Origin of the sequence: Bradyrhizobium sp. Mp27 (assembly GCF_029953005.1) — a bacterium.
Taxonomy (GTDB): domain Bacteria; phylum Pseudomonadota; class Alphaproteobacteria; order Rhizobiales; family Xanthobacteraceae; genus Bradyrhizobium; species Bradyrhizobium barranii.
Map to the genome: position 1 here is coordinate 12,494 of NZ_JASAUS010000022.1, position 26,188 is coordinate 38,681.

30 protein-coding genes, 1 other RNA gene and 1 pseudogene are annotated in these 26,188 nt (G+C 63.8%); 13 read left to right on the forward strand and 19 right to left on the reverse strand.

What is annotated here, in order from left to right; all coding sequences use genetic code 11:
- Window positions 1-97: 97 nt before the first annotated feature.
- The 11 genes and pseudogenes from QJT78_RS14480 to QJT78_RS14530 form a co-directional block, all read right to left on the reverse strand.
- A complete protein-coding gene (locus QJT78_RS14480) occupies window positions 98-304 on the reverse strand; it encodes a DUF2065 domain-containing protein (protein ID WP_025038031.1) in 207 nt (68 codons plus the stop codon).
- Between the two features lie 71 nt (window positions 305-375).
- Window positions 376-1,272: a protease modulator HflC gene (locus QJT78_RS14485; RefSeq protein WP_028147714.1), complete on the reverse strand. Its 897-nt coding sequence runs from the start codon at window positions 1,270-1,272 to the stop codon at window positions 376-378.
- Window positions 1,269-2,405: an FtsH protease activity modulator HflK gene (gene hflK, locus QJT78_RS14490; RefSeq protein WP_028147713.1), complete on the reverse strand. Its 1,137-nt coding sequence runs from the start codon at window positions 2,403-2,405 to the stop codon at window positions 1,269-1,271. Before hflK ends, QJT78_RS14485 begins: the two co-directional genes overlap by 4 nt.
- 154 nt (window positions 2,406-2,559) lie before the next feature.
- Window positions 2,560-3,069 carry a dihydrofolate reductase gene (locus tag QJT78_RS14495; RefSeq protein WP_028147712.1) on the reverse strand — a complete coding sequence of 170 codons (510 nt, stop codon included), beginning with the start codon at window positions 3,067-3,069 and terminating at the stop codon, window positions 2,560-2,562.
- On the reverse strand, window positions 3,069-3,554 hold the full coding sequence (locus QJT78_RS14500; protein WP_028147711.1) for a GNAT family N-acetyltransferase: 486 nt from the start codon (window positions 3,552-3,554) through the stop codon (window positions 3,069-3,071). The genes QJT78_RS14495 and QJT78_RS14500 overlap by 1 nt, the downstream gene beginning before the upstream one ends.
- 5 nt (window positions 3,555-3,559) lie before the next feature.
- Window positions 3,560-4,354, reverse strand: coding sequence for a thymidylate synthase (locus tag QJT78_RS14505; protein WP_028147710.1), 795 nt, complete (start codon window positions 4,352-4,354; stop codon window positions 3,560-3,562).
- A 170-nt stretch (window positions 4,355-4,524) separates the two neighbouring features.
- Window positions 4,525-5,505: a tripartite tricarboxylate transporter substrate binding protein BugD gene (locus tag QJT78_RS14510; protein WP_028147709.1), complete on the reverse strand. Its 981-nt coding sequence runs from the start codon at window positions 5,503-5,505 to the stop codon at window positions 4,525-4,527.
- Between the two features lie 134 nt (window positions 5,506-5,639).
- On the reverse strand, window positions 5,640-7,154 hold the full coding sequence (locus QJT78_RS14515) for a tripartite tricarboxylate transporter permease (protein WP_028147708.1): 1,515 nt from the start codon (window positions 7,152-7,154) through the stop codon (window positions 5,640-5,642).
- A gap of 7 nt (window positions 7,155-7,161) precedes the next feature.
- Entirely contained in the window at window positions 7,162-7,923 is a 762-nt protein-coding gene (locus QJT78_RS14520; RefSeq protein WP_028147707.1) for a tripartite tricarboxylate transporter TctB family protein, read from the reverse strand.
- A 95-nt stretch (window positions 7,924-8,018) separates the two neighbouring features.
- Window positions 8,019-8,549, reverse strand: a complete 531-nt coding sequence (locus tag QJT78_RS14525; RefSeq protein WP_028147706.1) for a chromate transporter — start codon at window positions 8,547-8,549, stop codon at window positions 8,019-8,021.
- Window positions 8,546-9,174 (reverse strand): annotated as a pseudogene (locus tag QJT78_RS14530) (chromate transporter). The gene QJT78_RS14525 and the pseudogene QJT78_RS14530 overlap by 4 nt, the downstream one beginning before the upstream one ends.
- Before the next feature lie 95 nt (window positions 9,175-9,269).
- Here QJT78_RS14530 and ssrA point away from each other — a divergent pair.
- From ssrA to QJT78_RS14565, 7 genes are all read left to right on the forward strand, one after another.
- Window positions 9,270-9,635: a transfer-messenger RNA gene (gene ssrA, locus QJT78_RS14535) on the forward strand.
- A 114-nt stretch (window positions 9,636-9,749) separates the two neighbouring features.
- Window positions 9,750-10,268 carry a ClpXP protease specificity-enhancing factor SspB gene (locus QJT78_RS14540; RefSeq protein ID WP_028147704.1) on the forward strand — a complete coding sequence of 173 codons (519 nt, stop codon included), beginning with the start codon at window positions 9,750-9,752 and terminating at the stop codon, window positions 10,266-10,268.
- Window positions 10,269-10,357: 89 nt separating this feature from the next.
- Entirely contained in the window at window positions 10,358-11,806 is a 1,449-nt protein-coding gene (fumC, locus tag QJT78_RS14545; RefSeq protein WP_028147703.1) for a class II fumarate hydratase, read from the forward strand.
- Window positions 11,807-12,084: 278 nt separating this feature from the next.
- Window positions 12,085-12,273 (forward strand): DUF4169 family protein, encoded by a 189-nt coding sequence (locus QJT78_RS14550; RefSeq protein ID WP_028147702.1) that lies wholly within the window; start codon window positions 12,085-12,087, stop codon window positions 12,271-12,273.
- Window positions 12,270-12,524: a ribbon-helix-helix domain-containing protein gene (locus QJT78_RS14555; protein ID WP_014493044.1), complete on the forward strand. Its 255-nt coding sequence runs from the start codon at window positions 12,270-12,272 to the stop codon at window positions 12,522-12,524. The genes QJT78_RS14550 and QJT78_RS14555 overlap by 4 nt, the downstream gene beginning before the upstream one ends.
- A gap of 115 nt (window positions 12,525-12,639) precedes the next feature.
- A complete protein-coding gene (locus QJT78_RS14560) occupies window positions 12,640-12,915 on the forward strand; it encodes a FeoA family protein (RefSeq protein WP_028147701.1) in 276 nt (91 codons plus the stop codon).
- A 23-nt stretch (window positions 12,916-12,938) separates the two neighbouring features.
- Window positions 12,939-14,810, forward strand: coding sequence for a ferrous iron transporter B (locus QJT78_RS14565; RefSeq protein ID WP_028147700.1), 1,872 nt, complete (start codon window positions 12,939-12,941; stop codon window positions 14,808-14,810).
- A 197-nt stretch (window positions 14,811-15,007) separates the two neighbouring features.
- On the opposite strand, the gene QJT78_RS14570 is transcribed toward QJT78_RS14565, so the two are convergent.
- Window positions 15,008-15,295 carry a DUF3551 domain-containing protein gene (locus QJT78_RS14570; protein WP_080586562.1) on the reverse strand — a complete coding sequence of 96 codons (288 nt, stop codon included), beginning with the start codon at window positions 15,293-15,295 and terminating at the stop codon, window positions 15,008-15,010.
- Between the two features lie 504 nt (window positions 15,296-15,799).
- Between QJT78_RS14570 and QJT78_RS14575 the strand changes: the two genes are divergently transcribed.
- Window positions 15,800-16,423: a helix-turn-helix domain-containing protein gene (locus QJT78_RS14575; protein WP_240537575.1), complete on the forward strand. Its 624-nt coding sequence runs from the start codon at window positions 15,800-15,802 to the stop codon at window positions 16,421-16,423.
- Window positions 16,424-16,517: 94 nt separating this feature from the next.
- On the opposite strand, the gene QJT78_RS14580 is transcribed toward QJT78_RS14575, so the two are convergent.
- Both QJT78_RS14580 and QJT78_RS14585 read right to left on the reverse strand, forming a co-directional pair.
- Window positions 16,518-17,276 (reverse strand): outer membrane beta-barrel protein, encoded by a 759-nt coding sequence (locus QJT78_RS14580; protein ID WP_028147698.1) that lies wholly within the window; start codon window positions 17,274-17,276, stop codon window positions 16,518-16,520.
- A gap of 164 nt (window positions 17,277-17,440) precedes the next feature.
- Window positions 17,441-17,707: a hypothetical protein gene (locus tag QJT78_RS14585; RefSeq protein WP_049807586.1), complete on the reverse strand. Its 267-nt coding sequence runs from the start codon at window positions 17,705-17,707 to the stop codon at window positions 17,441-17,443.
- Window positions 17,708-17,770: 63 nt separating this feature from the next.
- Between QJT78_RS14585 and QJT78_RS14590 the strand changes: the two genes are divergently transcribed.
- The 4 genes from QJT78_RS14590 (at window position 17,771) to QJT78_RS14605 (ending at window position 21,984) form a co-directional block, all read left to right on the forward strand.
- Window positions 17,771-17,983 (forward strand): hypothetical protein, encoded by a 213-nt coding sequence (locus QJT78_RS14590; protein ID WP_157790241.1) that lies wholly within the window; start codon window positions 17,771-17,773, stop codon window positions 17,981-17,983.
- Between the two features lie 224 nt (window positions 17,984-18,207).
- A complete protein-coding gene (locus tag QJT78_RS14595) occupies window positions 18,208-19,722 on the forward strand; it encodes an ATPase domain-containing protein (RefSeq protein WP_028147695.1) in 1,515 nt (504 codons plus the stop codon).
- On the forward strand, window positions 19,719-21,425 hold the full coding sequence (locus tag QJT78_RS14600) for an ATP-binding protein (protein WP_038953300.1): 1,707 nt from the start codon (window positions 19,719-19,721) through the stop codon (window positions 21,423-21,425). Before QJT78_RS14595 ends, QJT78_RS14600 begins: the two co-directional genes overlap by 4 nt.
- 64 nt (window positions 21,426-21,489) lie before the next feature.
- Complete coding sequence (locus tag QJT78_RS14605; RefSeq protein ID WP_028147694.1) at window positions 21,490-21,984, forward strand: GNAT family N-acetyltransferase; 495 nt, start codon at window positions 21,490-21,492, stop codon at window positions 21,982-21,984.
- A gap of 41 nt (window positions 21,985-22,025) precedes the next feature.
- Here QJT78_RS14605 and QJT78_RS14610 read toward each other — a convergent pair whose 3' ends face one another.
- Both QJT78_RS14610 and QJT78_RS14615 read right to left on the reverse strand, forming a co-directional pair.
- Window positions 22,026-22,511 (reverse strand): DUF417 family protein, encoded by a 486-nt coding sequence (locus tag QJT78_RS14610; RefSeq protein ID WP_028147693.1) that lies wholly within the window; start codon window positions 22,509-22,511, stop codon window positions 22,026-22,028.
- Between the two features lie 254 nt (window positions 22,512-22,765).
- A complete protein-coding gene (locus QJT78_RS14615) occupies window positions 22,766-23,359 on the reverse strand; it encodes a TetR/AcrR family transcriptional regulator (RefSeq protein WP_028147692.1) in 594 nt (197 codons plus the stop codon).
- A gap of 98 nt (window positions 23,360-23,457) precedes the next feature.
- On the opposite strand from QJT78_RS14615, the gene QJT78_RS14620 reads away from it, so the two are divergent.
- Window positions 23,458-24,195: a 3-oxoacyl-ACP reductase family protein gene (locus tag QJT78_RS14620; RefSeq protein WP_028147691.1), complete on the forward strand. Its 738-nt coding sequence runs from the start codon at window positions 23,458-23,460 to the stop codon at window positions 24,193-24,195.
- Between the two features lie 114 nt (window positions 24,196-24,309).
- Here the strand turns inward: QJT78_RS14620 and QJT78_RS14625 are convergent, their stop codons facing one another.
- From QJT78_RS14625 to QJT78_RS14635, 3 genes are all read right to left on the reverse strand, one after another.
- Entirely contained in the window at window positions 24,310-24,549 is a 240-nt protein-coding gene (locus QJT78_RS14625; protein WP_240537574.1) for a hypothetical protein, read from the reverse strand.
- Window positions 24,550-24,760: 211 nt separating this feature from the next.
- On the reverse strand, window positions 24,761-24,994 hold the full coding sequence (locus QJT78_RS14630; protein ID WP_028147690.1) for a hypothetical protein: 234 nt from the start codon (window positions 24,992-24,994) through the stop codon (window positions 24,761-24,763).
- A gap of 20 nt (window positions 24,995-25,014) precedes the next feature.
- Window positions 25,015-26,133, reverse strand: a complete 1,119-nt coding sequence (locus tag QJT78_RS14635; protein WP_028147689.1) for a DUF2336 domain-containing protein — start codon at window positions 26,131-26,133, stop codon at window positions 25,015-25,017.
- Window positions 26,134-26,188: the final 55 nt, after the last annotated feature.

Sequence of the window (26,188 nt, forward strand, 5' to 3'; positions counted from 1 at the left end):
GGGGGGACGGCGCAAGCGCGGAGCTTAACGGGCCTCAAGACCCGGATATTACGGCGAAAACCAGTCTCTCGCCTTCACTTTGGCGTTGGCGTGGCGCCTAAATCGGACGGCGCATAACCCAGATCAAGACCAGGCCGGCCACGGCCGAACCGATTCCAACCGCCCGCAGGATATTGTCCGGCGTAGCGATGGCGCTTTTCATGGCCTTGCGCATCCAGTTGGGACTTGCCGCGAACATCAAGCCTTCCAGCACGAACAGGATGCCTAAGCCGATGAGGAAGTCGGCGAACGCAATGGACCTCATCGGAATGGAACCTCCCGTTGTGCTGTTCTTGTCTGGACGAGGGGCGGCAGAACTGCCGCCCCCTGTCTAGCTCACGGCTTCGCCGGCGTCTCGGTCGCCGTCTTGCCGGACGGGTTACCAAAGAACCGGAAGAAATCCGAGTCCGGCCGCAGCAGGAAGCGGGTGTCGTTCGCGCGCAGCCCGTTCTCGTAGGCTGTCATCGACCGGTAGAAGGCGAAGAAGTCGGCGTCCCTGCCGTAGGCTTCCGCGAACAGGCGGTTGCGCTCGGCGTCGCCGACGCCGCGGATCTGCTCGGCCTGCGATTTGGCTTCCGCCTCGATCACGGTCGCCTCGCGGTCGGCCTTGGAGCGGATCTCCTGTGCCTTCTGGCCGCCCTGCGCACGGAACTCGGCGGCTTCGCGCTCGCGCTCGGTCTTCATGCGCTGGTAGACCGCCTGGCTGTTCTGCTCCGGCAGGTCGGCACGGCGGATCCGGACGTCGACGACCTGGATACCGTAGCCGTCGGCCTCGCGATCGAGCTGGTCGCGGATGCGCTGCATCAGCTTCTCGCGGTCGTCGCGCACCACGTTGATGAAGGTGACCTCGCCGAGCACGCGGCGCAGCGCCGCGTTCAGGAGCGTGGTGAGCTGGATGTTGGCGGCCTGGATCGAGCCGACGCTCTGGTAGAAGCGCAGCGCGTCCTTGATGCGGTAACGCGCGAAGGCGTCGACCACGAGCCGCTTCTGGTCGGACGCGATCGCTTCCTGCGACGGGTTCTCCAGATCGAGGATCCGCTTGTCGATGTTGATCACCGAATTCCACGGCGCCTTGAAGTGCAGGCCGGGCGCGGTGACGACGTCGACGGGACGGCCGAACTGCAGCACGATGGTCTGCTCGGTCTGTTGCACCGTGAACAGCGACATGTAGCCGACGATCACGACGAGCAGGAGGGCGAGCAGCGTGACGATACCTGTGACCGGAGACCTCATCGGTTGCCTCCGCTCGACTGCTGACCGGTGGTAGGCGGCCGCTTGGTCGTCAACTCATTGAGCGGCAGATAGGGCACGACGCCCTGGCCCGAGGGGCCGCCGTCATAGACGAGCTTGTCGGCGCCGCCGAGCACGCGCTCCATCGTCTCCAGATAGATCCGTTCACGCGTCACGTCGGGCGCCTTCTTGTATTCTTCGTAAACCTTCAGGAAGCGGGAGCTCTGGCCCTTGGCCTCGGCGACCGTCTGCTCCCTGTAGCCTTCGGCGGCCTGCGTGATCTGCGCCGCACGTCCGCGGGCCTGCGGCACGACCTGGTTGGCGTAGGTCTGCGCCTCGTTCTGCAGCTGCTCGAGATTGGCGCGCGCCGCCTGGACGTCGCGGAACGCGTCGATCACCTGCGCCGGCGGGTCGACCTTCTGCATCTGCACCTGGCTGATGAGAATACCAGCGCCGTAGCTGTCCAGGGTCCTCTGGATCAACTCCTGCACGCCCTGTTCGGTGACGTTGCGCGCACCGGTCAGGATCGGCTGAATCTGCGAACGGCCGATCACCTCGCGCATCGCGCTCTCGGAGACCGCCTTCACGGTGCCTTCGGGATTCTGGATGTTGAAGAGGAAGTCGCCGACGCCGTCCGGCTTGATGCGCCAGAGCACGGTGAAGTCGACGTCGACGATGTTCTCGTCGCCGGTCAGCATCAGGCTCTCTTCCGGCACGTCACGAATGGAGCGGCCGCGCCGCGCCGGATCGTCGATCAGCGTCATGCCGATGGAGATCGTGTTGACGCGCAACGCCTTCGGCAGCAGCACGGTTTCGATCGGATAGGGCAGATGATAGTTCAGACCCGGCTGCACGGTGCGGACATGCTTGCCGAAGCGCAGCACGACGCCGAGCTCTTCGGATTGCACCCGGAAGAAGCCCGACAGCAGCCAGAACGCGATGATGAGCAGGACGATCAGCGTGATGCCGATGCCGGAGAAATAGCCGCCCGGCATGATCTGCTGGAGGCGGTCCTGGCCGCGCCGCAGAAGGTCTTCCAGATCCGGCGGCCTTGGCCCGACCGGTTGCGGGCCGTTGCCCCATGGTCCCTTCGGACCCGAGCCCCATGGGCCACCGCCCTGATTCTTCCACGGCATTCGACGCTCTCCTCGGCAGGGTGAAAATCGCCCCCGCCCGCTTTGTCCGGTCCGGCTTTATAGGGGACAGGCAAGTCCCTTACAACGCGGCCCGGGCTGTCCTTCGAGCTATGCTCGGGCACGAAAAAGTCAATGTAAACATTGACGAATGCGGTTAATTGCCCGCCCGCCGACGATATGTCACATAGGAGTAGTCGGCGCTGTCGTCGGGTCCGGCAGGATGACGGATGCGCCCAACCTCATCCCACTCTGCCTTGTCGATGTCGAAATGCGTGTCGCCTTCGGGGCGCGCATGCACTTCGGTGATTTCGAGGCGATCGGCGCGATCGAGCCATTGCCGATAGATCTCGGCGCCACCGATCACCGCGATCTCGGCGACCGAACGCCGCAGGGCATCGCCAAGCGCAACCGCGCCCGCATCGGCAGCCGATGTCGTGACGATGGCGCCATTGGCGCGATAATCCGCATCGCGCGTGATGACGATGTTGGTACGGCCAGGAAGCGGCCGGCGCAGGGTTTCGAAGGTCTTGCGGCCCATGATCACGGGCTTGCCGATCGTGAGCGCCTTGAAGCGCGCCATGTCGGATTTCAATCGCCACGGGAATCCGTTGCCGGCGCCAATGACGCCGTTCTCCGCAATTGCGACGACGAAGACGATCTCCATCAGGACGCGCCCCCTGCAAGCCGTGTCAGCGCAGGGCCCGTGACGCGGCACAGCGTCCAGTCGTCCATCATGACGGCGCCGAGCGATTTGTAGAACGCGATCGACGGCGCATTCCAGTCGAGCACCGCCCATTGCAAGCGCGACCAGCCGTTGTCGACGCATTCCTTGGCGAGATGGACCAGCAGCGCCTTGCCGAGGCCCCTGCCCCGATGCGACGGCCGCACATACAAATCTTCGAGATAGATGCCGTGGCGGCCGCTGAAGGTGGAGAAATTGAGAAACCACACCGCGAAGCCGACCGGCTCGCCGTTCCACTCGGCGACCGCACAAAAGAGCCGCGGATCGTTGCCGAACAGCGCTTCCGCAATCATCGCCTCGGTCGCCACGACCTCGTGCGAGAGTTTTTCGTATTCGGCGAGTTCGCGGATGAAGGCAAGAACGAGCCCGGCTTCACCGGGACGCGCGCGGCGGATGTTCAACGACATCGGCGCTAGACCGCGACCGCCGCCTTGATGTGCGGATGCGGGTCGTAGCCGACGAGCTCGAAATCCTCGTAGCGGAAGGAGAAGATGTCCTTCACCTCGGGATTGATCCGCATCACCGGCAGCGTCCGCGGCGCGCGCGTGAGTTGGAGCCGCGCCTGCTCCAGGTGATTGGAATAGAGATGGGTATCGCCGAGCGAGTGCACGAAGTCGCCGGGCTTCAATCCCGTGACCTGCGCGACCATCATCGTCAGCAGCGCATAGGACGCGATGTTGAAGGGCACGCCGAGGAACACATCGGCCGAGCGCTGATAGAGCTGGCAGGACAATTTGCCGTTGGCGACATAGAACTGGAACAGCAGGTGGCAGGGCGGCAGCGCCATCTTCTCGACGTCGGCGGGATTCCAGGCTGTGACGATCAGCCGGCGCGAGTCCGGGGTGCGCTTGATCATGTCGATGACATTGGCGATCTGGTCGATGCTGCGCCCGTCGGCCGTGGGCCAAGAGCGCCATTGATGGCCGTAGACCGGCCCGAGATTGCCATCGGCGTCCGCCCACTCGTCCCAGATGGTGACGCCGTTGTCGCGCAGATATTTGATGTTGGTGTCGCCCTTCAGGAACCACAGCAGCTCATGCACGATCGCCTTCAGCGGCAGCCGCTTGGTGGTCAGCATCGGGAAGCCGGCGGACAGGTTGAAGCGCATCTGATGGCCGAACACCGACAGCGTACCGGTGCCGGTCCGGTCGGTCTTCTCGGCGCCGTCTGAAAGAATCCGCTCGAGCAGGTCCTGATACTGGTGCATGTGCCATTGAGCCTTTGGGGAGGCGGCGAACTTAACGGCGCGCCCCGCGCTACGACAGCAGCGATTCGCTGCTTAAGCGCATTATACCCCGAAAAGTGACTGTTCCCGGCGCAAACAAAAAGGGGCGGAACTTGCGTCCCGCCCCTCGCCTATCGGCTTGAAAGTGCTGGTTAAGTTGCCGGCTTGAGCACCGGGGTCCACTTCGCGATCTCGTTCTTGACGAGGGTCGCCAGCGCCTCCGGCGTCCGGTCCTTGGGGCCCGGAATGACGCTGCCGAGCTCGAGCAGGCGCTTCTTCACGGTCTCGTCGTCGAGCGCCTTGATGGCGGCGGCGTTCAGGCTCGCGATGATCGCGGGCGAAGTTCCCTTCGGCGCGAACATCGCGTTCCAGGCCTGGGCCTGGAAGGCAGGCAGGCCGGCCTCCGCCGTGGTCGGCACGTTCGGCAGCGACGGATTGCGCTCGGCCGTCGCAATCGCATAGGCCTTGATGGTGCCGGCATTGATCTGCGGCACCGCATTGACGATCTGGTCGCACATGTAATCGACCTGTCCGGCCACCAGCGCATTCATCGCGGGCCCCGTGCCGTTGAAGGGCACGCCGACCGGCTTGACGTCGAGGATCGAGTGCAGGAGCTCGCAGGAGACGTGCGAGACCGAACCGACGCCGGCATGCGCGGCGTTGACCTTCTCGGCGTTCGCTTTCACGTAGGCGACGAACTCCTTGAGGTCTTTCGGCGGAAAGTCCTTGCGCGCCAGGATCAGGATCGGCGTGCCCGCGAGCAGCGCGACCGGCTCAAAATCCTTTTCCGGGTGGTAGGCGAGTTTCGGATAGAGCGGCACGGAGGCGGCATGCGTGCCCATATGCCCGGTAATGAGCGTATAGCCGTCATTGGCCGCGCGCGCAGCGCGCGTGGTCGCGGTGGTGCCGCCAGCGCCGACCACGTTCTCGATGATGATGCTCTGTCCGAGCGTCTGCGCCATGTGCCCGGTGACGATGCGCGAAATCACGTCGGTCGGTCCGCCGGCCGCGAACGGCACGATCATGGTGATGCTGCGCGTCGGATAGGTCTGCGCGTCCGCCGGTGCGACAAAGGCGCACAACGATGCGAACGCCGCAGCACATGCGCCCGCAAGCGCGCGAATGGAAGTCATCTCGATCCCCTCGGACGTAAAACAAAAATGCGGCCACAGGGCCGGCATTTTCATTTCACGAAGCGGTCACACAAGTCGATTCGACTTCCGAATGCGGCGTGCGGACGCAGGGCGCCGCGACGACGCAGGCGCGGTCAGTTCTCGGATTCGGTGAACACCTCGTCGCGCTTGGCGCGCAGCACCGGCAGGACCGTGAGGATCAGCAGAAACGCCGCGATCGCCAGCAGCACCGCCGACAACGGACGCGTCAGGAACACGCTCCAGTCGCCGCGCGAAATCAGCAGCGCACGACGCAGGTTCTCTTCCATCAGCGGTCCGAGCACCATGCCGAGCAGCAGCGGCGCCGGCTCGAAATCGTGCTTGATCAGCCAGTAGCCGACCAGACCGAAGACGCCCGCGAGGATGACGTCGACCGGTGCGTTGTTCACCGAGTAGATGCCGATCGCGCAGAAGATCACGATCGAGGGGAACATCAGCCGGTAAGGCACGCGCAGCAGCCGCACCCAGATTCCGACGAGCGGCAGGTTGATGATGATCAGCATCAGATTGCCGATCCACATCGAGGCGATCATGCCCCAGACCAGATCCGGCTGCTTCTGCATGACCTGCGGGCCCGGCACGATGCCGTGGATGGTCATCGCGCCGACCATCAGCGCCATCACCGCGTTCGGCGGGATGCCGAGCGTCAGCAGCGGAATGAACGAGGTCTGCGCCGCGGCGTTGTTGGCGCTTTCCGGCCCCGCCACGCCCTCGATCGCGCCGCGGCCGAACCGCGACGGGTTCTTGGCGAGCTTCTTCTCGAGCGTATAGGCGGCAAACGACGCGATGACCGCGCCGCCGCCCGGCAGAATGCCGAGGATCGAGCCGAGCACCGTGCCGCGCAGGATTGCAGGCGCCGAGTCGGTCAGGTCTTTCCTGGTCGGCATCAGGCCGGTGATCTTCTGCTGCACGAGATCGCGATTCATCTCGGCGCCGGCGTCGAGATTGCGGATGATCTCGGCGAAGCCGAATACACCCATCGCCACCGTCGCGAAGCCGAGGCCGTCGGCGAGCTCCGGAATGTTGAAGGCCATGCGCGAGGCGCCGGTCTCGATGTCCGAGCCGACGATCGAGAGCAGCAGGCCGAACACGATCATCGCGATCGCCTTCAGCACCGAGCCTTTGGCCAGCACCACCGCGAAGATCAGGCCGAGCACCATCAGCGAGAAATACTCGGCCGGACCGAACGCCAGCGCGAGCTTCGTGAGCGGCGCGCCGAGGACGGCGATCAAAACGGTCGCAACGCAGCCAGCGAAGAACGAGCCGATCGCGGCGATCGCCAGCGCCGGGCCGGCGCGGCCCTGCTTGGCCATCTGGTGGCCGTCGATGGCGGTGACGACCGATGTCGCCTCACCGGGTATGTTGACCAGGATCGACGTGGTCGAGCCGCCATATTGGGCGCCGTAATAGATGCCGGCGAGCATGATCAGCGCACCGACCGGCGGCAGGCCGAAAGTGATCGGCAGCAGCATCGCGACCGTCGCGATGGTGCCGATGCCCGGCAGCACGCCGACCAGCGTGCCCACGAGGGCGCCGATCAGGCACATCAGCAGGTTGATCGGAGAGAACGCGACGGCAAAACCGTGAGCGAGGTTGGCAAAGAGCTCCATTACACCCTCACTGAACTAGGAAACGCGGGAACATCGGCATCGGCAACCCGAGCACGTACGGGAACAGGATTGCGCAGCCGAGCGTCAGGCAGGCGCCGACGATGGCGGCCTCCAGCCAGCGCGTCTCATGCGAGCCCAGCGCTGCAATCATGAAGCTCACGAAGGCCGTGACCACGAGGCCGAGCGGCCGGATCGCCAGCGCGAAAAACAGGATCGCGACCATCACGAACAGAGGCCCGCGCCAGGAATAATGGGCCATCGCCGGCCCATCGGTCAGAAGGCCCGTCAAGGCGATGCCGGCCGACAAGGCCACCAGCAATCCACCGAACATCCGCGGTGCCGTGCCGGCGCCGAAGGAGAAGCCGCGCATGCCCTGCAGATCGCTCGACGCCCACAGCGCGAACAGGGCGAGCGCCATCAGGATGACGCCACCGACATAGTCCTGCGCCGACCGGATCGTCATGAACAGCGTGAGGATCGCCACAGCAAACAGCGGATAGGAATAGATCAGCGCCAGCAGCACATCGGATGACGCCTTCTTGGTGCCGCCACCGAACGATCCGAATATGGCACTGGGCGCGCCGGCGAGCAGCGCCGTCGCATGGCCGGTTACGACCTGCAGTGGGCCGCGCCCGGCACCCCAGCCGAAGATCGTCCCGATCGACCAGATGAATTCGAAAATCTGCGGCGCTATCGCCAGCAGGCAGAAGCCGAGCGCCACCGCCGTGTTTCGGGTGGCAGTCGCCGAGTGGCCCATCGTGTCGGCCATGCTTGTCTCCTCCGCGACTTCTAAGTCACGAGCACTGTTGTTCTAATCGGCTGGAAAAGGATCCCCCCGCCCGGATCACTGCCTAGCGATTTTCATCACACAATGCCAGCAAAACCAAACAGGCCTCCGGCGAGCAGAAGCCAGAGTGGATTGATGCGCGAGACGGATGCGAGCACTGCAACCGCCGCGGTCAGAAGCAGCGCAGCAAAGGTGCGATCGGTCGACTGGGCCAGGATCAGGGCGCTGGCTGCCATCAATCCAATCGATAGCGGAACCAGTGCAGTCTGAATCAAGGCTGGCCAGCGCGATTGGCTGGGCCGGCGCAACAGACGGCTGACATAATAGGCAAGCAGCGCCGTCGGCAGGCACATCGCCAGCGTTGCCGCCAGCGCGCCGGGGATGCCGGCGACGGCATAGCCGATTAACGTGACGATAAGTACGTTCGGACCTGGCGAGAGCTGTGCGATCGCATAGGCGTCGGCGAACTGCTTCTCGGTCATCCAGTGATGCACGTCGACCGCGATGCGGTGCATCTCCGGCACCGCCGCCGCAGCGCCGCCGACTGCGAACAGCGACATTAGACCAAAGGTGGAGATCAGCGCCCAGATCGGGTTTTCGCTGTTCATGCTGCTACCTTCCGCCGCACCCAATATGTGACGCCGATACTGATGGGAATCGCGACCAGCAGCACCGCCTGGAGCGGCAGGCGAAGCACGCCGATCGCAACGAACACGCCGAGCATGAGAATGAGCACGACGACGTCCATCCGCTTGAGCAGTGGCATCATCATGCGGAAGACCACCGCGATCAGCAGCCCGACCGCCGCGCAGGAGATGCCCGCGAGAATCCGGCGCAGCACCTCCACGTCGCCGAACCGGGCGTAGATGATCGCAAGCACCGTCATGATCACCGTCGGCGGCAGCAACAGCCCGGTAAAAGCGGCAACGCCGCCGGCGATGCCGCGCAGCCGCGACCCGAACACCATCGACAGGTTGACGATGTTGGGCCCTGGCAGGAAATGGCAGAGCGCAAAGGTCTCGTTGAACTCGTCCGCCGTCATCCAGCGTGCTGATCGACGATGGCGTGGCGGGCAAACACCAGGACCCCGCCGAAGCCGGCCAGCGACATCCGGGCGAAGGCCAGGAACAGCGCGACGAGGCCGGGCGGAGGAGCGTGGGCGGCTGGATGGTCCAGCTCTTGATCTGGCTCTTGATCCGGCTCTTGGGCGGCCGGTGCTGAATCCGTGGACATGTCAGGAGCTTAGAACGCTGGCCGTCCCAGGACCAAGATCATACGGAGGCGCGGCCGGAACTATCCAAAGGGAACCGTGGGATCGCCGCTCGAAACACCTGTCATTTGAAACCTTTGCCCCCTATATTGGGGGTGCCGGTTCGCCGGCTATGGAAATAAACGGTCGTCGCAATAAACCATTCGGACCCGGGGGCGGTACCCGGCGCCTCCACCAAAGCCCACCAGCGGGCTCACCCAGAGCGGGTTTTGGCGGGGGCGAAATAGGATCGACGAGGGCGTAAAGGGCGTGCTTTTTCCCGGTATTGTTCCGCCGTTATCGGGCTACTGCAATAGTTGCCAACGACAACTTTGCTCCGGTTGCTCAGGCTGCGTAACGCAGTTTGAAAGACCATCTTAAAGTCCTAACGGGTTAAGCTCCGTTAGGCGGGGTTCGGAGGCACCTGGCAACAGAAGCCTCCACTTACCTCTTATTTCCTTCCCGGCGGGGACTCCTGCTGACCCGTCAGGCGCGGTACTATTGCGGCTTGGCGAGTCGGGCCGGCAGGGCCCAACTCCTGGAATGCAACAGGACCACCATGGCGACCGATCATATCCGATACGATGTGCTGGCCCGCGACGCGCTGCGCGGCGTGCTGCGGAAGGTGCTGACCGATGCCGCGTCCCATGGACTGCCGGGCGAGCACCATTTCTTCATCACCTTCGTGTCGAAGGCCGAGGGCGTGAAGCTGTCGTCGCGGCTCCTGGCGCAATACCCGGAAGAGATGACGATCATCCTCCAGCACCAGTTCTGGGATCTGACCGTGCTCGAGGACCGTTTCGAGGTCGGCCTGTCCTTCGGCGGCATTCCGGAGCGGCTGATCGTGCCGTTCAGCGCGATCAAGAGCTTCCTCGATCCGTCCGTGAAGTTCGGCCTCCAGTTCGACACCTCCGATGTCGCCGAGGTCTCGCCCGAGACATTGCCGGCCGCTCCCGCGCCGTCGGCCGTCGCGGTGCCCGCGCCTGCCAGCGAGCCGGCGGAAAGCGCTGAGGAGCCGACCGCCCCGAACCAGGGCGGCGCCGAGGTGGTGCGGCTCGATCGTTTCCGCAAGAAATGATCTAGGTTGGACGCGAAACGGTCGCGCCCGGCCAAACTGCCGATATAGAAGAGCACATCAAGAGGCTGCACGGCATTCCGTGCCGCAGAATGGATGTGCTCATGGCCAAGACTGCTCGCTCGAACACTGCTCGCTCGAAGACTGCCCGCCCCGCCAGCCGCACCGAGACCGACAGTTTCGGCCCCATCGAGGTCCCCGCCGATCGCTATTGGGGGGCGCAGACCGAACGCTCGCGCCAGAATTTCCGCATCGGCATCGACCGCATGCCGATCGAGCTCGTGCATGCGCTCGGCATCGTCAAGCTCGCCGCCGCACAATCCAACCTCGCGCTCGGCCTGCTCGACCAGCGCCGGGGCAAAGCCATCATCCGCGCCGCGCGCGAGGTGATCGAGGGCAAGCTGGACGATCATTTCCCGCTTGTCGTGTGGCAGACCGGCTCGGGCACGCAGAGCAACATGAACCTCAACGAGGTCATCGCCAACCGCGCCAATGAGCTGCTCGGCGGCGAGCTCGGCGCCAAGGAGCCGGTGCATCCCAACGATCACGTCAACATGAGCCAGTCGTCGAACGACTCGTTCCCGACCGCGATGCACATCGCGGCCGCGAGCCGCATCAATGCCGATCTCGTCCCTGCCCTCGGCGAGCTGCTGCGCGCGCTCCGCAAGAAGGAGAAGGAGTTCGCAAAAATCGTCAAGATCGGGCGGACACACACCCAGGACGCCACGCCGCTGACGCTCGGCCAGGAATTTTCCGGCTACGCCGCGCAGGTCGAAAGCGGCATCGCCCGCCTCAAGGTCGCGGTGAAGGACCTCTATCCGCTGGCCCAGGGCGGTACCGCCGTCGGCACCGGCCTCAACTCCAAGCCGCGCTTCGCAAGACTATTCGCAAAGCACGTTACCGGGATTACGAAGCTACCCTTCACCAGCGCCGCCAACAAATTCGAGGCGCTGGCCTCGAACGACGCCTATGTGCTGGCGCACGGCGCCATCAATTCCGTCGCGACAGGCCTGTTCAAGATCGCCAACGACATCCGCCTGCTCGGATCGGGCCCGCGCTCGGGCCTCGGCGAACTGATCCTGCCGGAGAACGAGCCGGGCTCCTCGATCATGCCCGGCAAGGTCAACCCGACGCAGTGCGAGGCGATGACGATGGTGTGCTGCCAGGTGTTCGGGAATCACACCGCGATCACAGTCGCCGGCAGCCAGGGCCATTTCGAGCTCAACGTCTACAAGCCCGTGCTCGCCTACAACATGCTGCACTCGATCCGGCTGATGGCGGACGCCGCGCGCTCCTTCACCGAACATTGCGTCAGCGGCATCCGCGCCGACGAAAAGCGCATCAGGGAGCTGATGCAGCGCTCGCTGATGCTGGTGACCGCGCTCGCCCCGAAGATCGGCTACGACAACGCCGCCAAGGTGGCGAAGACCGCGCATGCCAACGGCACCACGCTGAAGGAGGAGGCGCTGCGGCTCGGCTTCGTCTCGGCTGACGAGTTCGACCGGCTGGTGCAGCCGGAGAAAATGACGCGGCCTGGATGAATTCCGAATTCCGATAGTCATCCGTAATGATACGGTGCCTTGGGGCTCATAAATATAAGGCTTAAGGGCCGGGATTTGATTACCGTCAATGTTGTGGCGAGGCGGCGTGCTACGCAGGCCTCTCTGCCCTTTGACGGGGCTAATTCATCGTTTGGTGGCCCAAGGGGCCAATTGACGAGGACGAGCGAATGGCGATCAAGTCTCATAGGGCGCAACACGGCACCCAGTTTCTGAATGTTTCATCCAGCCTGAAGAGGAGCGGATGATGGAGACGCGGCATGGGGAACGTCATCAACCTGAATCGTTTCAGGAAGCGCGCCGAGCGGGAAGCATCGGCGAAGCAGGCGGACACCAATCGGGCGAAGTTCGGCCGCACGAAGGCGGAGCGGTCGGCGGAGGAGACGCGCGCGGACAAGGCGAAGGCGCATCTGGACCAGCATCAGATCGATCGCGAGGATCAGTCATGAAGTCGCCCGTGGTGAAACGGTCGATCGTGGTCGCCGGCCACAAGACCAGCGTCAGCCTGGAAGAGGCGTTCTGGAACGGCATGAAGGAGATCTCGGGCCTGCGCAACATGACGCTGTCCGAGCTGGTCGGCGAGATCGACGGCAACCGCCAGCAGGGCAATCTGTCCTCGGCGATCCGCCTGTTCGTCCTCGACTACTTCAAGAGCCGCGCCATGGCCGCCATCCAGCCGGAAAAGGTCCCGGCCCAGTAGCCGTTGGGCGTCCTCCAAGGGCGCCTCACGGTTCTGCACTTTAAAATCACTCTAAGGTGCAGTTTCAGCCGACCCGCGCGCTTGACCTCACTGCCCTGCGTTGAAAATACAGGGCATGACCGACACCAATGACACGCGTTCGCGGATTCCGCTGGGCCTGGCCCAGCGCGGCTATATCGGCGTCATCCAACACCTTTCCGCCGGGGATGCGGGCTCGGCGCTCTCGGACATCGAGCTCGAGAGCCGGCTGATCGAGCTTGGCTTCGTCGAGGGCGCCCGGGTCGAGGTCCTGCACGAGGGCCTGGTCGGGCGCGACCCGATCGCCGTCCGTGTCGACAACATCACGATTGCGGTCCGCCGTCGTGAAGCCATGGCCATCATTGTCGCCTAGATAGCGACCGGAAATCCGATCCCATGGAAGCTCCTCTGCTGCATCTCGCCCTGGTGGGCACGCCGAACAGCGGCAAGACGTCACTGTTCAACGCGCTGACCGGCAGCCGACAGAAGGTCGCGAACTATCCGGGCGTCACCGTCGAGCGCAAGGAAGGCTTCTTCGTCACGCCGCTGGGACGCCAGGTCTCGGTGGTCGACCTGCCCGGCACCTACTCGCTGCGCGGCCGCAGCCCGGACGAGGAGATCACCCGCGACTTCGTGCTCGGCAAGGCGTCCGGCGAGACCGTTCCCGACCTCGTGCTGTGCGTGGCCGACTCGACCAATCTGCGCCTGACCATCCGCCTGCTGCTGGAGCTGAAGCGCACCGGCCGGCCGATGATCCTCGTGCTCAACATGTTCGACATCGCGAGCCGCCGCGGCATCACCGTCGACGTGGAGCGGCTCGCCAAGGAGCTCGGCGTGCCCGTGGTCACCTCGATCGCGGTGCGCAAGAGCGGCACGGCCGATCTGTTGGCGCTGACGGACGAGATCTCGGCGAAACTCGCCGCGGAGCCGCGGGAGAACAGCTGGCGCGCGCTCAGCGTCGCCGAGCTGCGCGCCACCCAGCGCGAGGCCGACCGCATCATCGCCGACTGCGTCAGCCTGCCTGCTAGGCCCGACACCTGGACCGCACGGATCGATGCCGTTGTGCTGCATCCGGTCGGCGGCCTGATCGTGCTCGCTCTCATCCTGTTCGTGATGTTCCAGGCGGTGTTCGCCTGGGCGCAGCCGCTGATGGACCTGCTCAACAACGGCTTCGACGCGCTCGGCGAATTCGTGCACGCCACCCTGCCCGCCGGCCTGCTGCAGAGCTTCCTTCAGAACGGCGTGATATCAGGCGTCGGCAGCGTCATCGTGTTCCTGCCGCAGATCATCATCATTTTCCTGTTCATCCTGCTGCTGGAAGACTTCGGCTACATGGCGCGCGCCGCGTTCCTGATGGACCGCATCATGGGCGGCGCCGGCCTGCACGGCCGCGCTTTCATTCCGCTGCTGTCGAGCTTTGCCTGCGCCATTCCCGGCATCATGGCGACGCGCGTGATCGACAACAAGCGCGACCGGCTGACCACGATCCTGATCGCGCCGCTGATGACCTGCTCGGCGCGCATTCCCGTCTACACGCTGATCATCTCCGCCTTCATTCCGGCCAGGGACGTCTGGGGCTTCATCAACCTCCAGGGCCTCGTGATGTTCGGCCTCTACGCCGCCGGCATCACCAGCGCGCTGCTCGTCTCGTTCCTGATCAAATTCTTCATGCTGCGCGACTTTGCGCCGGCGCCGTTCATGCTGGAGCTGCCGGACTACAAGATGCCGCGGCTGAAATCGATCGTGATCGGCGTCTACACGCGGGCAAAGATGTTCCTCTACCGCGCCGGCACCACGATCTTCTCGATGATGGTGCTGATCTGGTTTCTGGCCTCGTTCCCGCAGCCGCCCGCGGGCGCCACCGAGCCGGCGATCGACTTCAGCCTGGCCGCGATCATCGGCAAGGCGCTCGAGCCGCTGCTCGCGCCGGTCGGCTTCAACTGGCAGATCGCGGTCGCGCTGATCCCGGGCATGGCGGCGCGCGAGGTCGCGGTCGCAGCGCTCGGCACCGTGTACGCGATCGAAGGCGGCAAGGAAGCCGCCGAGCAGATCGGCCAGGTGCTGGCGACGAAATGGTCGCTCGCGACCGCGCTGTCGATGCTGGCCTGGTACATCTTCGCCCCGCAATGCGCATCCACGCTCGCCGTGATCCGGCGCGAGACCGGAAGCTGGACCTGGATGGCCGTGACCTTCTTCTACATGCTGGTGCTCGCCTATGCCGCGAGCCTCCTGACCTACAACGTCGCGGTCGCGTTAGGGGCGGGATAAGGCCCCCTCAAACCAAAACTGCGAAAACAACCCCATGCACAGTAGACGTGGGTTGTGAAATCAATGGCTTACGCATTTGCAAAAACCACCCGGGCCAAGGACTAATGCGCGCCGGTTGCACCGTCGGGCAAAACACTGGCACAATGGTATCGTCGAAGAATTGCCAAGACCGGGATCAGGATCGGGATAGAGATCCGCTAGCGCGGATACCACTGACCGCGAGGGTCATACTGATGCGCGAAGGCGTAGCTCGGATTGACGCCGCAATAGGCACTGATCCCTGAAGCGGTTGCCATGCACTGCTCATAGGTCGCGAATTGGCAATTGCCTGGGTATCCCCAAATCCGCCCCTGCAAGCAGTAGCTATTAGGAACACCCGGGGCGACGTTGCCATGGCGATACTGGCGTTCGGCCGCGGACGAGATCGAGGCTGCCGACACCAGAATTGAGCTAACCGATAGAATTGCGAAAAGTAGGCGGGTCATCTTCATCTCCTGATTTAAGTTCCGTCGGATGCTGCGCGCCAACCTGCCTTCTGGCTGCGAACATCAACACAATTGGGCGCGCGCGGTCCCAACGAAAATCAACGGATCTAAGGCAGGGGGCACGAGGCCGCACACACGAATGCGGCTGCTGCCGCAGTAAGTCGTCTTGCATCCATAGTTGTCTCCGTGAGCTGGTGAAGTCCAGCCATCGAAGCATGGAAACCTTACGAGGCCTCACGTTGCGCTAGATCAAGGCGGCGTATCGCGACATGCCAAACCTCGTCCTGTCCGTTGGTACAATGAACCTTAGGACGATAGTCACTCGTCCCGCTTTCGAACAAGCTCGATATCAGGAACAACAAGAGCCGCGCGACACTGTCCCCGTTTCAGCACATGCTCCGCGACTGACGAACCCGATCGCTATGAGATTGAGGAGTTGGTCCAATGCTGATGCACGCAACGCCGGTCTCCCTTCCCCGCCCGCATTCTCTTAGCGAACTCGGAATGACCGCCGCCTCGAATCCGGTGGTCAGCCTGCGCGAATTCACCTACAGGCGCGACAGCGAGATCTACGGCGAGAAGGAGCCCGCCGAATACATCTACCAGGTCAAGTCAGGCACAGTACGAAGCTACAAGCTGCTGTCCGACGGGCGCCGGCAGATCAATGCGTTTCATGTTCCCGGCGACACCTTCGGACTGACGAATGGCGGTGTCCATCGCTTCACGACGGAAGCGGTGACGGACACGACCGTGCAGCTGATCAGGCGGGAGAGCCTCGACGCTGTTGCCGGGAGCGACGGCACCTTGGCCGGAAGCCTGCTCCATATGACCACGACGAATCTCCGGCATGCCGAGGACCACATGCTGCTGCTTGGACGCAAGACGTCGCTGGAGCGGGTTGCTGCCTTTCTGATCGAAATGGACAGGCGGCTCACGGCCGCAGGCGTCCTCGCGCTGCCGATGTCGAGGCGTGACATCGCGGATTATCTCGGTATGACGCTCGAGACCGTCTCGCGATCTCTCTCGCACTTGCGCGCGCTTGGGATCCTCGGTTTCATCGACAACAACCAGCGTCACATCGTGCTCTTGGACAGACGACAACTCGCCGGGTTCGACCGTCGGAACTGACGCCGGAAGCGGCGGACATCCTCGCGTTTTCGCGCTTCCCATGAAAAAGGCCCCGGTCCATGCCGGGGCCTGAAGTCACTGGGAAGACACAGGCTCAGTAGCGAGCACCATAACCAGCACCATAACCGCCGAAGCGATAGTTCACGCGAACCGTGACCATGTCGATATCCTGGGTGACACCGCTGCCGGTGAGGGTGAACCCACCGGGTGTGACCACGCCTGCGAAGGAGGTGTTGTCACGCCCCATCCAGAGGTGGTCGTATTCGACACCGACCGTCCAGTTCGGGCTGAAGCCATACTCCCAGCCAACACCCAGGGCACCGCCCCAGCGCGTGTGACCTGCCGAGGCGAGGCCGACGCCTGTGACGTTGTTGAAGATGTCAAAGCGATTGCGCGTCACGGCGGCGCCGCCCTTCACGTAGAGCAGTGAGGCGTTCCATGCCCAACCGAGCTGAGCCGTGAACAGCCCGATCGCATCGGTCTTGCCCGTGGTCGAGATAAACGGATCGATCACGCTGACGCGTGTGTTCTTGATCTCAGCCCAATCACCCTGGGCTTCCAGGCCGAGCACGAACTGATTGGTCTGCCAGCGATACCCGATCTGTCCACCGACGAGGCCTCCGGAGCGATCGGCGCAACCACTTGCGACGTTGCCTGCGGGCGTTATCAAATCGACGCAACCGTGGCTCTGCCCCCAGCCTCCGTTGGCGCCGATGTAAAATCCGGTCCAGTTGTAAACCGCCACCACCGGTGCCGGCGGCGGCGCCTTGACGGCCATATCGGCCGCCATGGCCGGAGCCGCCATGCTCAGCGCAGCGAAGCCGATCGCCGCGATCGAAAGCTTTTTCTTCATCGTTTCGTCCCCTTTGCTCAAATCTCGTCCGTCAAAAAAGCGAGCCCTTATGCAGGCTGGCGTGCATAAGTGCTGCGAACAGCCTGAAGTCTATGCGCGAGGGGGTTCCTGGCCCGTACCAAAATGGCAACACGCAAACGCCATCGCTATGCACGGCAATGTGCTTAGTCGGTATTCACAGCTCCGGGCGGTGCGGCGCTGTCCTGTCCTTCCGCAAGCCACGCGTTGATGTCGGACGCTGGAATGAGCCGCCTGGGCAGGTGGGGATTGATCGTGCCCGCAAAGACAGCGAGGCCTTCGTCGAGTTTTGCGCGCGCGAACAGCTTTGCGTCGTGCTCCGTCACAAACGTCCTTGTCTCGCGAGGACTCCGCTGTCTCGGCAGGATGCCCCGCTTTTGCACTTCAAAGGTGACGTACCAGGTCGGGATCATCGCACGCGCCAGCTTCTCACAAACCGCACAGAGGCGGTTGTCGTGCGGCCATGATCGCGGCGCTTGATTCAGATCAAGTCGCTACTGGACGACGTGATGCGGCGATTGAAACGTTGGGCAGAGCTGCGGCAGAAGCCTATCATCGGCGTCATCGTCGAGGCCGATGTGGCGAAGGAGACTGCGCGATGGACGAGCGGCGCGCGGTTCATCCGGGCTGCGGAGCCAGTTGACCCGCATGGCAAAACACGAGCACGATGGCATCATCGGCTTCAGTGACATCCGGCTCCCGACCTTCTCCGTCCTGCGGGCCGCGAGTGGCGGCGCGGTACCGTCTTCGGGCTGGATCGGCGTCGTGATCAGGGCCGACCGCCAGCCCATCAGCAGGGAACCCGGCGCCGAGCTGAGAGTTCGTTCCAAGGCCGTTCGGCTTAACCGGGCGCGAGCCCTGGGACTCGCGCAGGGGCGGTGGCGCCCTTCTCTCGAAGCGTCAAAGGGGATCAATGAGTAGTCCATCCAGCACTGTTACGGACAGTGCGCCCCGAGAGCTGTCCAGAATATCGACCGGCAGCGCCGGCCTCGACGACATCCTGGGTGGCGGCTTCGACGCCAACCGGATGTATCTCTACGAGGGGCAGCCCGGCACGGGGAAAACCACCATCGCGCTTCAGTTCCTGCTGAAGGGGGTGCGGGGCGGCGAGCGCGTGCTCTACATTTCGCTGTCCGAAACCAAGCGCGAGCTGGACGTCGTGGCGCAGCGGCACGGCTGGACGCTGGACGGCATCGACATCTTCGAACTGGTGCCGCCGGAGACGACGCTCGATCCGGAGCGCGAGCTCACGGTGTTTCATCCCGCCGAAATGGAGCTGAGCGAGACGACCGGCCTGATCTTTAGGGAAGTCGAGCGGATCAATCCCACCCGCGTGGTGCTCGACAGCCTGTCCGAACTGCGCCTGCTTGCCCAGAACCCGCTTCGTTACAGGCGCCAGGTGCTGGCCCTGAAACATTTTTTCACCAACCGCAATTGCACGGTGGTCCTGCTCGACGATCTTTCGTCATCTCAGGACGATCTGCAGCTCCATTCCATTGCACACGGCGTGGTGATGCTCGAGCAGGTTGCGATCGACTACGGCGCCGAGCGGCGCCGGCTCCGCGTGATCAAGATGCGCGGCATCCGGTTTCGCGGCGGGTTTCACGATTTCACGATCGAGCGAGGCGGCCTGCAAATCTTCCCCCGCCTGGTGGCGGCCGAACATCACAAGGCCTTCCTCGGCGAATTCACCCCCAGCGGCAACGCCGAGCTCGACCAGCTCCTGGGAGGCGGTCTCGAGCGCGGCACCAATGCGCTGCTCATCGGCGCCGCCGGCGTGGGCAAATCGTCGGTTGCGCTCACCTACGCGATCGCGGCGGCCGAACGTGGCGAGCACGCGGTGTTCTTCGCGTTCGATGAAGGCCGCGGCACGGTCGAAGCGCGCGCCCGGACGCTTGGCCTGCACCTGCAAGAACACGTCGATACCGGGCTTGTCCGGTTTCAGCAGATCGATCCCGCCGAGCTGTCGCCGGGTGAGTTCGCCGCCAACGTGCGAAAGAGCGTCGAGGCCGACAATGCCCGGCTCGTCATCATCGACAGCCTGAACGGCTATCTGGCCGCGATGCCCGACGAGCGATTCCTCATCCTGCAGATGCACGAACTCTTGAGCTACCTCGGGCAGCAGGGTGTGCTGACCATCCTGGTCCTCGCCCAGCATGGCCTCGTCGGTCCGATGGATACGCCACTCGACATCAGCTATCTCAGCGATTCCGTGCTCATGCTGCGCTATTTCGAGGTCGGCGGAACGGTGCGGCGCGCTCTGTCTGTCGTCAAGAAGCGCAGCGGCCGACACGAGCATACCATCCGGGAATTTCGGCTCGGCAGCACCGGCATCACGCTCGGCCCGCCCCTAAGGGAGTTCAGCGGCATCTTTTCCGGCAATCCGCGTTATACCGGGGCATCGACGCCCGAAGGGGCGGATGAATGAGCGTCGAGCGAGATCACCATGTTCTCGTCTTTGCTCCGATCGGGCGCGACGGACTTGCCTCCGTCGAGCTGTTTCGGAGTTCGCACCTGGAAGCGATCAGCTGCCGCAGTCTGCCCGAACTCGTCAGCGAGATGGCAGCCGGCGTCGGCGCCGTTTTCGTTGCCGAGGAAGCGCTGTTCGGGAAAGACACCTTGCCGCTGGCACAATGGATCGAGAGCCAGCCGCCCTGGTCCGACCTGCCCTTCGTCGTCCTGACCAGCCATCGCGAGCAGCCGGCCATCCTCGCCTGGCGCCGCAGCATTGTCGCGCTTCTCCGTAACGTCTCGCTGCTCGAACGGCCGGTTCAGCCAATGACGCTGACCAGCGCCGTTCAATCGGCACTGCGCGCGCGGCGGCGCCAATATGAAATCCGGGCCCTGTTCGCGGCGCGCGAACAGGCGGCTCAGGAGCTCGAGACGTTGGTGGTCGAGCGCACGCGGGCCCTTGCAGAAGCCGTCGAGCAATTGCGCGTCGAGATGGACGAGCGTGCCCGGGTCGAGGAGACGCTTCGGCAAGCCCAGAAGATCGAAGCCATCGGACAGCTGACCGGCGGGGTGGCGCACGACTTCAACAATCTGCTGATGGTGATCTCCGGTGGCCTCGACATACTCGACCGCCAGACCGATCCGGATCGTCGCCGCCGGCTCATGGACGGGATGGTCCAGGCCGCCCAGCGCGGGGCCAGCCTGACCAGGCAGCTTCTCGCGTTCTCCCGCCGGCAGACGCTCCGGCCGGAGCCCGTCGACGTCGCCTCGCAGATGGGCGGCATGCGCGAACTGCTCGATCGAAGCCTGAGAGGCGACGTCCATGTCGAGTTCGATTTTCCGGACACGCTCTGGCCGGTGGAGGTCGATCCCGGCGAGCTCGAACTCGTGATCCTCAACCTCGCCGTCAACGCCCGCGACGCCATGCCCAATGGCGGCACGATTCTCGTGCGCGGGGAAAATCTGCCCGATCTGAATGACGAGCAGATCGCCGGAGACTATGTGCGCCTGTCCGTCGTCGATACCGGTGTCGGCATGAGTCCGGAGATCCTGTCACGCGTTTTCGAACCGTTCTTCACGACCAAGGAGGTCGGAAAGGGCTCGGGGCTCGGGCTTGCCCAGGTCCATGGATTCGCGACGCAGTCACGGGGGACGGTCCGCATTCGATCCGAAGTCGGTCGAGGCACCAGCATCGAACTCTATTTGCCGCGATCACTCAGCATTCCTTCCAGGGAGCGACACCTGATCGATCTCAACATGGTGCGGCCGAAGAAGAGCAATCATGGCCGCATCCTTCTGGTCGAGGACGACGACGAGGTTGCCGCACTGGTGAGCGAGATGCTGGGCCAGCTCGGTTACGATGTCACCCACGCGGCGAGTGGCGCGGCCGCGCTCGGTGCCCTGGCCGACGGCCGCGCCGTCGACCTCGTCTTTTCCGATATCATGATGCCCGGCGGCATGAATGGGGTCGAGCTGGCGCGGGAGATCAAGAGAAGGCGAAGCGACATACCCGTGCTTCTGACCAGCGGATACTCCGAAGCCGCAGTTCAAGACGCCGAATTGGCGGGTCTTCAGATTTTGCCGAAACCCTACCATATCGACGAGCTGGCCGCGGCGCTCAGCGCGGCAAAGGCAGAACCCGCGCGCGACATGGAGTCCAAGCGGTCCAGCCGCTGCTGATGACGTGCGGTGTCGCATCGCGAAAGCGGTCGACGACCGGCCGCCAAAGCGGCAATCTGTTTCCATGAATCGCTTCAGCACCCGAAGGCTGACTGCCGAAAAACTGCGCGAGGATCACCTCGCCGATCTCGTCGCGCTGCATCTCGATGCCGAGGTGTCCCGCTATCTCGGCGGCGTGCGCACGCCCGAGGTGACGAAGACCTATCTCGCCGTCAACATGGCCCATTGGGACCGGCACGGCTTCGGATTGTGGGTGCTGCGCAAAGACGGATCCTTCGCCGGGCGGGCGGGGATCCGGCATATCCTCGTCGATGGCGTGGACGAGGTCGAGATTGCCTACACGTTCAGGCGCGAATTCTGGGGTCAGGGCCTTGCGAGCGAGATCGCGACGGCGCTGACGGAGATCGGGCTGACGCAACTCGAGCTGCCGTCGCTCATCGGCCTCGTCTTTGTCGGACACCGCGCATCCCGTCGCGTGCTGGAGAAGTCGAACTACGTCCTGGAGAAGAGCACGACGCATCACGGCGAAGCCGTCGTGATCTACCGTATCCGGCGGTGAGAGGCGTCTCGTAGGATCGGTAGAGCGAAGCCGCTTTACGCTCAGCCGGTGCGGAGCCGGACAACCGATTGCGGCAACGAAGCGAGAAACAGAACGACGCAGACACACAGCAGGACGATGTCCTTGAACAGGAACTCGCCGGCCAGATTCCACGCCATCGGATCGGTTGAAAGGCTCCATTTGACGACGCCCGGCGTCGTGAAGAAGAACGACCACGTGATCGCGAAGGTGACCGTGCCCATGAACGAACCCAGCGCCGACAAGACCGGACTGAAGCTGCCTGCCACGAGCAGCGCCGCAATCACGAATTCGGCGACACCGAGAACATAGGCCTCTCCCCTCAGACCGAATACCGACAGCCAGGAGATGAACGGGCTGTTGCTGATGAACTGGGCGATGCCCTGTGCGGATTGCAGTGTGAATTTCTGCATTCCAAACGATACGAATATGACCACCATGACCCAGCGCAGAATGGCGAGCGGACGATAAGAGCCTCCACCATTCTCCGCGACGTTGAATCCCATCATGCGACGATTTCTCCCCGGATTGCGCATCCATCTGTTGGCGAACGAAGCGTCCGCTACGGGCTATTCGGAGCGGAGCGTCCGTCGTTACATGCGTGGCGAGGTTCCGCGATCACAGCTGCGTGCAACGCGCGTGTTCGCGGACGGCAAGCCATGGCTCGCAGGATGGGTAGAGCGCAGCGAAACCCATCACACCTCGGCACGCTTGGACTCAATGATGGGTTTCGCTGCGCTCTACCCATCCTACAGGCCGCGAGCTACCGCTCGCCCGGCCACATCGCCATGGCCGCCTTCGCTACGCCTCCCAACTCCTCAGGCGTCGCGCCGTCCTTGGCCTGGATGGCCATGCCTTCGAAGACGCTGAGGTAGAACCGGCTCAGCGCATCGACGTCGGTTGCGGCAGGCAGTTCGCCGCTCGCGACCGCAGCCTCCAGCCGCCCGCGCAAATTGCCGAGCATGTCGAGCCGGACCTTCCTGATCTCGCGGGCAATCGTTGTCGGCCATTCGTCGCTGACGGCGCCCAGCACGGCCATGCAGCCGGCCGGCGCTGTCCGGGATTTCGGCAGGGTCTCGGCGGCCCCGATCAGCAGATTCTCGATGCCGGCGCGCGCGGTCGCGCCTTCCGCAAGCCGGTCCCAGACCGGCTGGCCCTGGGTCTCGACGTAATGCTCGATCGCGGCGAGGTAGAGCGCCTCCTTGCTTTCGAAGGCCGCATAGAGGCTCGGCGAGCGGACGCCCATGGCGTCGCAGAGGTCGTGCATCGAGGCCGCCTCGAAACCCTTGCGCCAGAACAGGAACATGGCGGCTTCGAGGGCTGCCTCTCGATCGAATTCCCGGGGTCGTCCGGCCATCTCGCCCTTTCTGTAATGATCAACACATAATTGACTTGACGCGCCCGTTCAAGACTCCACATATTCTGTGTCGATCGTTACATAATTGGAGAGATCAAATGAATCTGGCAGGAAAACGGGCCCTGGTGACGGGCGCAAGCAGGGGTATCGGTGCAGGCATTGCAAAAGCGCTGGCCGCGGAAGGCGCCGATGTTGCAATCACTTACGAGAAGTCCGCAGACAGCGCCGCGAAGATCGTGGACGCCATCAAGGCAGGCGGGCGCAAGGCCGTGGCGATCCAGGCCGACAGCGCCGATGTCGCTGCCGTTCAGGCCTCAATTGCCAAGACCGTCGCTGCGCTGGGCGGGCTCGATATTCTCGTCAACAACGCCGGAATTCTTCGGTTGGGCGGCCTCAATGACATCTCGCTGGGTGACATCGATGCGCTGCTGAACGTCAACGTGCGCTCGCCAATGATCGCGAGCAAGGCCGCACTGCCCCATCTCGGCAAAGGCGGCCGCATCATCACCATCGGCAGCTATTTCGCCGACCGCGTGCCTGCGCCGGTGCTCGGCGTGTACGCGGCGTCGAAGTCGGCGCTTGCAGCGTTCACGAAGGCGCTGGCGCGCGAGCTCGGCCCCAGGGACGTCACGGTCAACCTGGTGCAGCCGGGATCGATCGACACCGACATGAACCCGGCAAGCGGCCCGACCGCGGAGACGCTGAAACAGTTCATGGCACTGGGCCGGTATGGTGCGACGGATGACATCGCGAATGCCGTGGCATTCCTGGCGAGCGCGAAGGCAAAATACATCACCGGCTCGACCTTGACCGTCGACGGCGGCGCGAACGCCTAGGCGTCCCACGCCGGACGCGAATTCCGGTCGGACCGATCCGGGATGACGGCGAACCTGGCTACGTCCGGCTGCAGGAGGCCGCCCACGAAGGCGACCTCTTGCCGGTGGTCGGCCTCAAATCACTTGGTGTGGCCTTACTTGGTATAACCCTGGCTCGTACATGGCGTCAGCCCCGGTCGAGCCATGCTCGATGACGTATTTTCGGCACGCTTCGTAGTTGACGGCATAACGCTTGGCACACGGGACCGGGGAAATGGTGCCGCTACTCCATGAGCATTTGTATTGGGCGTTGGCTGTCGGCATTGAAAGGGTTGCGACAGCGAGCCCGACGACGAGGAACGCGAAGGTCTTCATGGCTATCTCTCCCGAATTCAGGAATAGCGAACGCTATCCCTGGTGGTATGATAGCATACTTTCGACTGCGCCAGGAGATAGCGCGCTGCAAGAGCCATCCCTTCCGATACACTCAGCCGCGCAGCCCAGATGAAGCGAAGCGTAATCCGGGTCTTCTTGCGCGGACACGGCGGTCCCGGATTGCACTGCGCTTCATCCGGGCGACGGCGTCTTACCGGAAATAACCCAGCACGAGATCGATGTCCGAACTGCCGGCGACGGTGCCGTTGAGCTCGGCGTCGATGACGCGGCGGCAGGCCGCTATCGCGGCGTGATCGCCGAGATCGTTGGCGGCTTCGAGCACGAGCCAGGCGGCGTCGACGGAAGCCTTCTCGGGAGCCGAACCGCCGGCATCGATGGGCAGGCGCTTGTTCTTGCGAATTGCGGTGCCGAATTGAGGCAACATTGCAGATACTCCCCTCTGGCTCAGTGCACCTGGAGCTCGGGCTGACGGCCCGTATCGACACCCGCGCCGGTCTTGCGCGACTGGTAGAACTTCAGAATGCTGCGCGAGGTCTCGATCTTGAGCTTGCCGAACTCGCGCTCGCTGTCATGAAGCTCGCGCGCCGTGATCAGATGATCCTTGGCGCCGAGGAACAGCAGCGACATGGTCGTGTCCCACGAGAAGTCGAGCGCCTTGCACAGCACCAGAAGTATCTCGCGATTGCGGTCCATCATCGCGCGCTCGATCACGTCGACCGGAAGCGACGACAGCAGCGACAGGCCGATCTGCACCTCGTCGAAACGGTGCTGGCGCGCATAGTTCGAGATCGAGTCCTGGTTGAGGTTGCCCTGGCGGTACTGCGTCGTCACCACGCGCTTGGCGACGAAATAGCTGCGCGAGGACGGACCGAACTTGGACTGGAGATCGCCGGTGACGTCGGTCACCGAGCTCTGGATCTGCGACATCATCTCGGGCCGCTCGCTCGCGAGGCGGCGGCGGACGTCTTCCGACGCCTTGGAAATGAGCTGCTGGAAGATGTGGCGCGGCACGTCCTTGCGGAGGCCGAGCTGCTCGGCGAGGATCGAGTCACCCTCGGCGCGCCTGACCATGTGCAGCAGGCCCGAACCGGAGAAGCGCGCGCCCTCGTTTTTGGCGACGGAGGTCACGACCTCCTGGTCGCCGCGCTTGACCAGCACGTCGGTGACGGCTTCGCCGATCGACTTGCGCTGGGCGATCGCAAGCAGATGCGCCTGGCCCTTGGTCATGGCGCTCTCGACCAGCATCTTCTCGTCGATACGACTGGAATCGCGCAGCACCGGACCGGCCACGTCGATCTCGTCGTCGAGGGCGAGCTTTTCGATGACATTGAGCGGAGCGTGGTCGCAGGCCGACATCAGCTCGGAGAGCTGCGCCCGCGCGGCGACCTCGATCTCGTCGGCAAGCCGCCCGATCACCTCGCCGAACATGCTGATCTCGTCGTCGCTGTAGCGGCCGGTGATCAGGATGTCAGTCGCATGCCACAACGCCTTCGCCCGGCTCTCGTCGGTGCCGCGCGCGATCGCGTCGTCCAGATCCTGCAGAAGCGATTTTGCCCCGTTCATCTCGGTACCCCAGTTCTTGGTTAGCCATCCCGCTCGTGCTGGCGCGATGCCGAAT

Coding starts and splice junctions, on each gene's coding strand:
- QJT78_RS14480 (WP_025038031.1), bottom strand. CDS start 304: ATGAGGTCCATTGCGTTCGCCGACTTCCTCATCGGCTTAGGCATCCTG.
- QJT78_RS14620 (WP_028147691.1), top strand. CDS start 23,458: ATGAATCTGGCAGGAAAACGGGCCCTGGTGACGGGCGCAAGCAGGGGT.
- QJT78_RS14595 (WP_028147695.1), top strand. CDS start 18,208: ATGAGTAGTCCATCCAGCACTGTTACGGACAGTGCGCCCCGAGAGCTG.
- fumC (WP_028147703.1), top strand. CDS start 10,358: ATGGATGTGCTCATGGCCAAGACTGCTCGCTCGAACACTGCTCGCTCG.
- QJT78_RS14485 (WP_028147714.1), bottom strand. CDS start 1,272: ATGAGGTCTCCGGTCACAGGTATCGTCACGCTGCTCGCCCTCCTGCTC.
- QJT78_RS14520 (WP_028147707.1), bottom strand. CDS start 7,923: ATGGCCGACACGATGGGCCACTCGGCGACTGCCACCCGAAACACGGCG.
- QJT78_RS14580 (WP_028147698.1), bottom strand. CDS start 17,276: ATGAAGAAAAAGCTTTCGATCGCGGCGATCGGCTTCGCTGCGCTGAGC.
- QJT78_RS14605 (WP_028147694.1), top strand. CDS start 21,490: ATGAATCGCTTCAGCACCCGAAGGCTGACTGCCGAAAAACTGCGCGAG.
- QJT78_RS14565 (WP_028147700.1), top strand. CDS start 12,939: ATGGAAGCTCCTCTGCTGCATCTCGCCCTGGTGGGCACGCCGAACAGC.
- QJT78_RS14555 (WP_014493044.1), top strand. CDS start 12,270: ATGAAGTCGCCCGTGGTGAAACGGTCGATCGTGGTCGCCGGCCACAAG.
- QJT78_RS14600 (WP_038953300.1), top strand. CDS start 19,719: ATGAGCGTCGAGCGAGATCACCATGTTCTCGTCTTTGCTCCGATCGGG.
- QJT78_RS14615 (WP_028147692.1), bottom strand. CDS start 23,359: ATGGCCGGACGACCCCGGGAATTCGATCGAGAGGCAGCCCTCGAAGCC.
- QJT78_RS14630 (WP_028147690.1), bottom strand. CDS start 24,994: ATGTTGCCTCAATTCGGCACCGCAATTCGCAAGAACAAGCGCCTGCCC.
- QJT78_RS14625 (WP_240537574.1), bottom strand. CDS start 24,549: ATGAAGACCTTCGCGTTCCTCGTCGTCGGGCTCGCTGTCGCAACCCTT.
- QJT78_RS14550 (WP_028147702.1), top strand. CDS start 12,085: ATGGGGAACGTCATCAACCTGAATCGTTTCAGGAAGCGCGCCGAGCGG.
- QJT78_RS14525 (WP_028147706.1), bottom strand. CDS start 8,549: ATGAACAGCGAAAACCCGATCTGGGCGCTGATCTCCACCTTTGGTCTA.
- QJT78_RS14560 (WP_028147701.1), top strand. CDS start 12,640: ATGACCGACACCAATGACACGCGTTCGCGGATTCCGCTGGGCCTGGCC.
- QJT78_RS14540 (WP_028147704.1), top strand. CDS start 9,750: ATGGCGACCGATCATATCCGATACGATGTGCTGGCCCGCGACGCGCTG.
- QJT78_RS14515 (WP_028147708.1), bottom strand. CDS start 7,154: ATGGAGCTCTTTGCCAACCTCGCTCACGGTTTTGCCGTCGCGTTCTCT.
- QJT78_RS14495 (WP_028147712.1), bottom strand. CDS start 3,069: ATGGAGATCGTCTTCGTCGTCGCAATTGCGGAGAACGGCGTCATTGGC.
- QJT78_RS14505 (WP_028147710.1), bottom strand. CDS start 4,354: ATGCACCAGTATCAGGACCTGCTCGAGCGGATTCTTTCAGACGGCGCC.
- QJT78_RS14575 (WP_240537575.1), top strand. CDS start 15,800: ATGACCGCCGCCTCGAATCCGGTGGTCAGCCTGCGCGAATTCACCTAC.
- QJT78_RS14585 (WP_049807586.1), bottom strand. CDS start 17,707: ATGATCCCGACCTGGTACGTCACCTTTGAAGTGCAAAAGCGGGGCATC.
- hflK (WP_028147713.1), bottom strand. CDS start 2,405: ATGCCGTGGAAGAATCAGGGCGGTGGCCCATGGGGCTCGGGTCCGAAG.
- QJT78_RS14500 (WP_028147711.1), bottom strand. CDS start 3,554: ATGTCGTTGAACATCCGCCGCGCGCGTCCCGGTGAAGCCGGGCTCGTT.
- QJT78_RS14635 (WP_028147689.1), bottom strand. CDS start 26,133: ATGAACGGGGCAAAATCGCTTCTGCAGGATCTGGACGACGCGATCGCG.
- QJT78_RS14510 (WP_028147709.1), bottom strand. CDS start 5,505: ATGACTTCCATTCGCGCGCTTGCGGGCGCATGTGCTGCGGCGTTCGCA.
- QJT78_RS14610 (WP_028147693.1), bottom strand. CDS start 22,511: ATGATGGGATTCAACGTCGCGGAGAATGGTGGAGGCTCTTATCGTCCG.
- QJT78_RS14570 (WP_080586562.1), bottom strand. CDS start 15,295: ATGACCCGCCTACTTTTCGCAATTCTATCGGTTAGCTCAATTCTGGTG.